Genomic DNA, 8425 nt, shown 5'->3' with positions numbered 1-8425 from the left:
CCCCAACGCACCACCGCCCTTCACCACGCCGCACCCCCAGCGCACGCCCGCGCGCATCCCGCGCCCCGTACTGCGCCCTGCCCTCCCGCAGCCCCTCCCGCGATAGTGGCCACTTGCCCACGATCGGGGGAGGTCACCGGTGGGAGAGGCACCGAAGCCGCGCAGCGCGCCGAAACAGCGTCGTCCGGACGAGCGCGAGGTCTCCGAGTCGGAGCGCCTGCTGTTCGGGGGGCCGCTCCGCTACGACATGGGCTGGAACCAGCACCGGGACGCGTTCCTGGAGCTGAACTTCCGCGCCATGGTGGCCCGGCTGCCCTCCCTGCTCGCCGTCAGCCTCCGCCTGGCCCGGCAGGCCGATCCGCGGGCCGCCCGGATCGTGCTCGGCTCGGAGGTGGGCCGGGGGGTCACGCAGGCGATCAGCCTGCTCGCGGTCAACAGCGCGCTGAGCCGTCTGGTCGCCGGCGGGCAGATCGAGGACCGGCTGCGCGGCGCCGCCCCCGCACTCGTCGTGATGGCCGTCGTCCTGCTGGTCGGGACGCTGCTGCGGGCAGCGTCGACGTACGCCACCGGCCGCCTGGAACCGAAGGTCGAGCGGGTGGCGACCGAGCTGTACCTGGAGCGGGCGGCGGCGGTCGAGCTGGCCGCGATCGAGGACCACGCCTTCCACAAGCTGCTGGACACCGCGCAGTACGGCGCCCGCTCCACCGGCCGGATGATCATGTACGGCACGCGCGTGGTGAACGCGCTGATCTCGCTCGTCGCGGCGGCCGGCGTGCTGACCGTGCTGCACCCGCTGCTGCTGCCGCTGCTGGTGACGATGACGCTGCCCAGCGCCTGGAGCGCCCTGATCAACGCCCGGCGCCGGTACGAGTCCTTCCACACCTGGGTGCAGCACGCGCGCGCGGGTCACCTGATCGCCGGTCTGCTCACCGAACCGGGGGCCGCTCCGGAGATCCGGGTGCACGGCGTCGGACCGTTCCTGCTGCGCCACTTCCGTGCCATGTCGGAGACGGCGGAGGCGGAACAGGCCCGGCTGGCCCGGCTGGCGGCCCGCACCGGACTGTTCGCGGCGGGCTGGACGGGCCTGGCGACGGTCGCGACGTACGCCACGCTCGGCGGGCTGCTGCTGACGGAGACGATGGCGCTGGCGGTGGCCGGGACGGCCGTGATCGCGATCCGCAGCGGCTCGGCGAGCCTGAACACCCTCGTCCTGGAGATCAACCAGCTCCACGAGGAAGCCCTGTTCGTGGGCGATCTGCAACGCCTCTACGTCGAGGCGGCCGAGCGGGCGATCCCCCGGGGCGGCGTGGCCCTGCCGGAGGAGCCACGGGAGATCCGCTTCGAGCACGTCACCTTCGGCTATCCGGGCGAGTCGGCCCGCCCCGCGCTCGACGACGTCACCCTCACCCTCCCGCTCGGCCGGATCATCGCGCTGGTCGGCGAGAACGGCTCCGGCAAGACGACCCTGGTGAAACTACTGGCCGGGCTGTACAAACCGGACCGGGGGCGGATCCTGTGGGACGACGTGGACACGGCTCAGGCGGACCGGCACCAGCTGGCCGAGCGGATCGCGATGGTGGCGCAGGACTTCAAGCGGTGGCCGTTCACCGCCCGGGTCAATGTCGCCGTCGGCCGTTCGTCCGCGCCACTGTCCGAGGAGCGGCTGGCCGCCGCGATCGGCGAGGCCGGCGCCGAGGAGGTGGTCGCGGACCTGCCGCGCGGTCTGGACACGCTGCTGGCCCGTCAGTTCAGCGGCGGGCACGAGCTGTCCGGCGGTCAGTGGCAGCGGCTCGGCATCGCCCGGGCGGCGTACCGGCGCGGCCGCATCCTGATCGTGGACGAGCCGACGGCCGCCCTGGACGCACGGGCCGAGCTGGAGGTCTTCGAGAAGATCCGCGCGCTGGCCGACAGCGGCCAGACGGTCGTGCTGATCACGCACCGGCTGGCGTCGGTGCGCCACGCGGACCTGGTGCACGTCCTGGACCAGGGGCGGCTGGTGGAGTCCGGCACACCGGAGGAACTGCTGGCGGGAGGGGGCGTCTACGCGGAGCTGTACGCGCTCCAGGCGGAGCAGTTCAGCACGCGGGCGCCCACGTCGAGGGTGGGCTGACGGCTCAGTCCGTCGCGTCGCCGCCCCGGACGATCACCAGGAACGTGTCCGTCGCGAGGTCCATGACGACCTCGGCGGCCAGCCCCTCCATGCGTCGGGCGTGCGCGAACTCCTCCGCCGGCCACGATCCGCGCGGCCCGCCTGCGGGAAAGCATTCGAGCACCGTTCGCCCGTTCACCATCTCGCACCTCCAGAATGCGTCGTACTTGTAGGAGTTAACGCCCTGCGACGTCCGATCGGCTCGCCCGGTCGGGTTACTGAGACGTAGTTGACACGAAACCGACGCGGACCGTGATACTCCGGTCGCTTTCCGCACCTTCTCCGTACAGCTCGTGTCAGAATCGGCACGCTTTGTGACAGCGGGGGTGCTCGTTCCGTCAGGTGCGACGGATCGGTCGCTCAGGTGTCGTACTCCTGGATGCGCCGGCCGTGACCGCGGTCCAGCAGTGCGGGCATCCGGGCGCCCAGCTCGCGGACGACCGCCGGGACGTCGAGGGTGAGCAGCTCACGGTCGCGCATGAGGATCCGGCCGTCGACGATGGTGGTGCGGACGTCGGACGAGCGGGCGCTGTGGACGAGGGTCGCGGCGAGGTCGTGGACGGGCTGGGTGTGCGGGCCGGTGAGGTCGACGAGGACGATGTCGGCGCGCCGGCCGGGGGCGATGCGGCCGATCGACTGCCCCAGTCCGACGGCGCGGGCGCTCTGCACGGTGGCGTGGTGCAGTGCCTGACGGGAGGTCAGCCAGCGGGGGTCGCCGGTGGTCGACTTCTGGACGAGGGCGGTGAGCGCCATCGACTCCCACACGTCGAGGGAGTTGTTGGAGGCGGCGCCGTCCGTGGCTAGTCCGACGGGGACGCCGATCTCACGCAGGGCGCGTACGGGCGTCGTGGTGGGCCAGGCGAACTTCAGGTAGCCGCGCGGCGCGCTCGCCACGGCGACGCGGCCACGCGCGCGTGCCAGGACGGGCAGGTCGCGTTCCAGGATGCCGGTGCCGTGGGCGATGAGGACGTCGGTGTCGAGGAGGCCGGTGCGTTCCAGGACCTCGACGGGGGTGACGCCGTGCCGGGCGAGGCTGGTGTCGGTCTGGTCGCGGTTCTCGGCGGCGTGCAGGTGGACGGGGAGGCCGTGGTCGCGGGCGAGGCCGGCGGTGGCGGCGAGGTCGGCGTCGGTGACGGTGTAGGGGGCGTGCGGGGCGAGGGCGGTGGTGATGCGGCCGCCGGCGCCGCCCCGGTGCCGCAGCGCGAACTCCAGGGACGCCTCGCGCCCCTCGGGTCCCTGCGAGGAGAAGTAGGCCTGCCCCAGATGGGCGCGGATGCCGCACTCCTCGACGACGGCGGCGACCGCGTCCATGGCGAAGTAGTGGTCGGCGAAGCAGGTCACGCCGCCGCGGATCATCTCGGCGCAGGCCAGCCGGGCGCCGAGTTCGACGTCGGTGCCGGTGAGGTTGGACTCCACGGGCCAGACGACGTCGTTGAACCACTCCTCGGTGGGCAGGTCCTCGGCGATGCCGCGCAGAGCGACCATCGGGGCGTGTGTGTGGCAGTTGACGAGCCCGGGCATCGCGATCTGACCGCGCGCGTCGAGACGTTCCACCGCCCCGAGCCCCGCCGCGTCGGCCGCGTCGGCCGCGTCGATGACGGCGTCGACGATCCCGTCCCGGACGACGACGGCGGCGTCCTCGCGGAAGGCGATCCGTTCCTCGTCGTCGTGGACGAGGACGGTGCAGCCGGTGATGACGAGGTCGGCGGCGCGGGGTGACGTCATCCCGTCACGGTACGACGCCGCGGTGGGGGCGCGCGGCTCGTCGCGGGCACCGCTCCCGGCATCGCGGGGCGCGCTACACGGCGACGGGCAGCCCGGGCACGTCCGCCCGCTCCTGGAGCCTGGCCAGTTCCTCCAGCAGCGCGGTGAGCCGCTCGCGGTGCCGGCGGTCGAGCCGGCCGGTGTCGTCGAGGTGGACGGCACAGGCGGTGGTGGTGTCGACGAGCCGTTCGAGGAGGGCGGCGACCTCGTCGGTGCCCTCGGTGTGCCGGGCCAGGGCGGGCAGTTCGGCGGCGTTGAGGGCGATGACGGCGCGGGCCTCGGCGAGCGTGCGGTAGGCCTCACGGCGCAGGGTCCAGCGGGCGGCGCGGTCGTCGGAGCCGTCGAGCACATGGGTGAGGTAGGCGTGCGCGGCGTCGGTGGCGGCGGCGAGCCGGGCGCGCACCTGCCCGCCGCGCCGCCCCGGCACCGGCAGGTGCCCGACGATCAGGACGATCGCGCAGGCCAGCAGCGTCTCCACGATCCGGCTGACGGAGGCCTGCGGCTCCCCGCCGACCATGACGAGAGCCAGGACGAGGACGGTGGCGACGGCGGTCTGCGCGGCGAAGTGCCGGGTGGCGACCGGTATCAGCGCCCCGCACACCGCGACCAGCGCCACCAGCCCCTCCGGCCGGGGCAGCACGGCGGCGAACCCGGCGAACAACAGCGCCCCCAGCACGGTCCCGGCGGCCCGGCACAGCACGCGCGAGACCAGCGGCCCGAGGTCGGGCTTGACCAGGAAGACGGCGGTGGCGGGCAGCCAGTACCAGTGCGGGTGCTGCCCGTACCAGTGGGAGTGGTGCAGCGCCTGGGCGGTGGCGACGCTGGCCCCGAAGCACAGCGCGACCCGCACGCCGTACTCGCGTCCGCCGGATCCGAACGCGGTCCGCAGCAGGTCGCGGGCGCCGCGCCGCCGGGTGTGCAGATCGGCTCCGTCGCCCTGGTCGAAGGCGTCGGCGGCGTGCAGCAGCGCGTCGTCGAGGGCCCGCAGCGCGGGCGCCGACCGGGAGGGCGCGGGCAGCGGCCCGGTGGACACGTTGTCGCGTACGGCGGCGGCGAGGCGCCGGGGGCCCTCGGAGGCGCGGGCCGTGACGGGTTCCCCGGCCCAGGCGAGGGCGGTCGCGGCCTCGGCGAGGGGCAGCGCGGCGGCGTACTGGGCGTGCAGCCGCCGTTCGGTCGCGGAGCTGGCGTACCGCCGCAGGCGGGGGCCGGTCAGGGCGTCCTGGGCATGGTCGAGGGCGGCGGTGAGCGCGGCCCGCCGGGCGGTGGCGTCCTCGGTGCCGGCGGCGTCGAGGAGCCGGGCGACGGCCTCGTACACGTCGGCCACCGCGGCCCGTTCCCCGTCGAAGCGGAAGTCACCGGTCAGCGCGCCGGGCGTGGGCAGGGCGAGCCGCAGCACGAGCAGCCAGCCGGCCCCGGCGAGGAAGGCGAGGGCACGCAGCGGGCCGCTCTCGGGCAGGGGCATGCCGGCGCCGATCGCCGCGGCGACGAGCAGTTGTGTCCCGGCCGCGGAGGCGACGGGTCCGATGGCGCTCATCCCGCCGGCGAGCAGCCCGAGCCCGGTGAGGACGACCGTCAGCGCGACCGGTCCGACGTGGTCCCCGGCGTACGTGCCGACGAGCAGGCCGCCCGCCCCGGCGAGCGCGGGTCCCCCGAGCCGTCTGACGGAGGCGCGCCGGCTGCCGGGCCGGTCGTTGATCCCGGCGAGCATGGCGGCGACGGCGGCGACGACCCCGGCGGAGGCGTGCCCGGCGACCACGGCGACCAGCAGCAGCGGCCCGGCGGCGAGCGCCCCGCGCACGACCGCGCTCCACGGAACGGGTCCGCGCTGGGCGCGCAGGGCGTGGGCGAGCCAGGGCGGCAGAGCGAGAGTGACGCGGCGGGACACGGGCCTCCTGTCGTGTCGGCGAAGGGCGGGGTGAGCCTTCGGGCGACGGCGGCCGGGGCTGGTCCCTTCACGGTACGGCGCGTTCCTGGAGGGAAAGGGGCTGTCGTATTTCCGCGGTGTGACGATCCACGGGAAAGGCGTGTTCTTTATGAACGCAAAGCGGGGCCGCGTGAACGCTAAGCGGGGCCGAGGGCGTAGCCTGCCCCCGGCCCCAGTGATGCCGCCCATCTGGCACGCCGGCACGCTTGAGGGCCCAGGTCAGCATGATGTCGTCGCGTCCTGCCTTTGGACCACCGCACACCGAGCTGTGCGGGCCGGACTTGAACCGGCATTTCGACGTCCGGGGGCCTGGGCCCGGTCGATCCGGCGATCGGCGGCGAATGCTGAGTCTGGAGCGAGAGTCTGAGATTGATCGCGGTCTGCCTCTGCCGGTTGGGCCACCGCGGCACGCTGGATGCCGCGGGGAGGACTCGAACCTCCACTGGAACCGCGCAGTCACGACAAGCTTCAGCTTCAGCTTGCGCTTTTCGCGCACCCCGGTCGCTCAAACCGGGGAGTCTTCGAGGTTACCCGAACAAGTAGCCGAACACGGCGTCACCGACCCGCTGATCGACGACGTCCACGCCGTTCGCCTCTTCCCGGGCGAACTTCACGGCCTGCTGCAACTTCTCGACGCGGTCGAGGAGTTCGTTGACACGCCGGGCCGGCAGGGCGCCGGAGAACTTCACGGTCGTCCAGTAGCCGACGGGAACGTCCTCGTAGTAGACCTCGACCTGGGCGGGGTGTTTGTCGGTCGCCTCGGCCTTGACGTGGTTGCGGGGGACCTTCTTGGTGCGCAGGGTGCGTACCGGTTCGGTCTTCCACGCGTCGGTGGAGGGGTCCTGTACCCAGGACTCGGAGGCGTCGAGCACGGGCAGCTTGCGCACGAAGGTGTTCAGGTCGACGAGCTGCTTCTCCAGGAACAGCAGGTAGGACACGGGCACGTCGGCGAGGAGCACCTGTCCGTCCACCTTGACGTCGGCACGGGCGGTGCGGTTGGCCCAGTCCTTCGTGGCGGTCACGTCGAACAGCCGGGTGAGGGTGGCCGCGGTCTCCCGCAGCACGTCCTCGGCCTTCACCTGCACCCGTGTCGATTCGGGCGGGAGCTGCTCGCCCTCCTCGTCCTTCGGCTGGTACGTCCGCGAGATGCCGGCCAGCAGCGCGGGCTTCTGCAGCCCGTGGTGAGCGGCCGTCAGGTCCTGGTGCGCCTTGGACTTGATGCCCTTCTCGACTGCGATGATCTGATTGAGTTTCGCCACGTGAGGACCGTAGCAACGTCGACATGGCCGCTTCCAGGCATTATTGGCGGATCATCGGACGGGACCGGGCGCTCCGGCCGCTCGCACGGCGTCCGCGAAGAGCGCGTCGGCGCGCTCCAGTTCCCTCAGCACATCCTCGCCGGTGGCGGCGTCGCCGATCCCCGCGACGAGCGCGTCGACACCGCGCAGCCCGGCCCGCTCCAGCAACCGCTTCTCATTGGTCACCCACTCGCCCCGCGCCGCCAGCACGGCGTGCCCGGCCTGGGCGGCGGCGACGGCGAGGGCACCGGCCGCCTCGGTGCGGCGTGGGGCGAGCGCGTGGTTGGCCTTGGCGTAGGCGAGGGTGGCGCGGGCGGTGTCGTGCCAGCGGTCGCGGGCCGCCTCGCGCAGCCGGTGCGGGTACGCGGCGGGCCGCGGCAGCTCACCGTGGAGCACCCGGTTGATCGCCAGCTCGGCGACGACGAGGTAGCTCGGGATGCCCGCGAGGTGGAAGAGCAGCGGCTCCACGTGGAACCGTCCCTCCCGCGCCCGCGCCAGCTCGTGTTCGACGACGTCGAGGTCGCGGTAGTGCACGTCGACGCGCCGCCCGTCGATCGTCAGCCAGGCGCCCCCGTTGAAGACGCCCCCGCCCCAGCCGCCGATCTCGGAGACCTCCCCCTCCCAGCCCACGGCCCGCAGGTGTGCGGGGTCGAAGGAACCCCGGTAGTAAACGGCGAGGTCCCAGTCGCTGTCGGCACGGTGAATGCCCTGGGCACGCGAACCGCCGAGGGCGACGGCGCGCACACCGGGCAGCGCGGCCAGGCGTGCGGTGACGCCGGTGAGGAAGTCGTCATCCATCGGAACCCCGTCCTGCGCGCCTTGTCGCCGACCGCGAGAGATCATTCCACGCCGCACCCCGGCCTGCCGGGCGGGGAGCCGCCGCGGGGGCGTTGTCAGTGCCTCGCGTTATCAATGAAGTCGTCACTCAGCGTCACGACGACGGGGGAATCAGAGATGGCGACGTACGAGCACGACCAGCAGGGGCCCGGGCCGACCCCGGAGGGAGGCGACGGGCAGGCGGACGCGGGGCGTACGCATCTGTCCGCCGCCGGGCTGCGCGCCCGCGGGTGGACCGCGGGAATGGTGCGGCGGCTGCTCGGGGAGCCCGACCTGGTGCGGCCCCATCCCCTCATCCGGTCGGCTCCGCGGACCCGGCTCTACCGGGTCGACCGGGTGGAGGCCGCCGAGCGGAGTGCGGAGTTCCGGGCTGCGTCGGCGGCGGCCGCCCGGCGGTCGGCGGCGGCCCGTGCCGCCGCGCTGCGCAGGCGGCGGGAGATGCTGGCGCGGATC

General features: G+C 73.6%; 6 protein-coding genes, 1 tRNA gene and 1 pseudogene. 2 read left to right on the top strand and 6 right to left on the bottom strand.

What is annotated here, in order from left to right; translation table 11 throughout:
- Positions 1-247 precede the first annotated feature (247 nt).
- Positions 248-2110, top strand: coding sequence for an ABC transporter ATP-binding protein (locus tag ALMP_RS24035; protein WP_264931952.1), 1863 nt, complete (start codon positions 248-250; stop codon positions 2108-2110).
- 4 nt (positions 2111-2114) lie between these two features.
- Here the strand turns inward: ALMP_RS24035 and ALMP_RS24030 are convergent, their stop codons facing one another.
- From ALMP_RS24030 to ALMP_RS24005, 6 genes are all read right to left on the bottom strand, one after another.
- Positions 2115-2291: a hypothetical protein gene (locus ALMP_RS24030; protein ID WP_264931570.1), complete on the bottom strand. Its 177-nt coding sequence runs from the start codon at positions 2289-2291 to the stop codon at positions 2115-2117.
- A 218-nt stretch (positions 2292-2509) separates the two neighbouring features.
- The gene (locus ALMP_RS24025; protein WP_264931568.1) at positions 2510-3874 is read right to left on the bottom strand and encodes an amidohydrolase; all 1365 of its coding nucleotides are present in this window, start codon (positions 3872-3874) and stop codon (positions 2510-2512) included.
- 73 nt (positions 3875-3947) lie between these two features.
- Positions 3948-5798 (bottom strand): FUSC family protein, encoded by a 1851-nt coding sequence (locus ALMP_RS24020; RefSeq protein ID WP_264931567.1) that lies wholly within the window; start codon positions 5796-5798, stop codon positions 3948-3950.
- Positions 5799-6249: 451 nt separating this feature from the next.
- A tRNA-OTHER gene (locus ALMP_RS24015) sits at positions 6250-6392 on the bottom strand.
- Positions 6365-7096, bottom strand: coding sequence for a hypothetical protein (locus ALMP_RS24010; protein WP_264931566.1), 732 nt, complete (start codon positions 7094-7096; stop codon positions 6365-6367). Before ALMP_RS24010 ends, ALMP_RS24015 begins: the two co-directional genes overlap by 28 nt.
- A gap of 51 nt (positions 7097-7147) precedes the next feature.
- Positions 7148-7933: a nucleotidyltransferase domain-containing protein gene (locus ALMP_RS24005; protein ID WP_264931565.1), complete on the bottom strand. Its 786-nt coding sequence runs from the start codon at positions 7931-7933 to the stop codon at positions 7148-7150.
- A 156-nt stretch (positions 7934-8089) separates the two neighbouring features.
- Here ALMP_RS24005 and ALMP_RS24000 point away from each other — a divergent pair.
- A pseudogene (locus tag ALMP_RS24000) lies at positions 8090-8425 on the top strand (hypothetical protein); the annotation flags it as partial.

It is taken from the genome of Streptomyces sp. A012304 (assembly GCF_026008495.1).
In the GTDB taxonomy this organism is placed as follows: Bacteria; Actinomycetota; Actinomycetes; order Streptomycetales; family Streptomycetaceae; genus Streptomyces.
The sequence above is the reverse complement of the archived record's forward strand: the minus strand, read 5'-3'. Positions and strand labels throughout refer to the sequence as shown.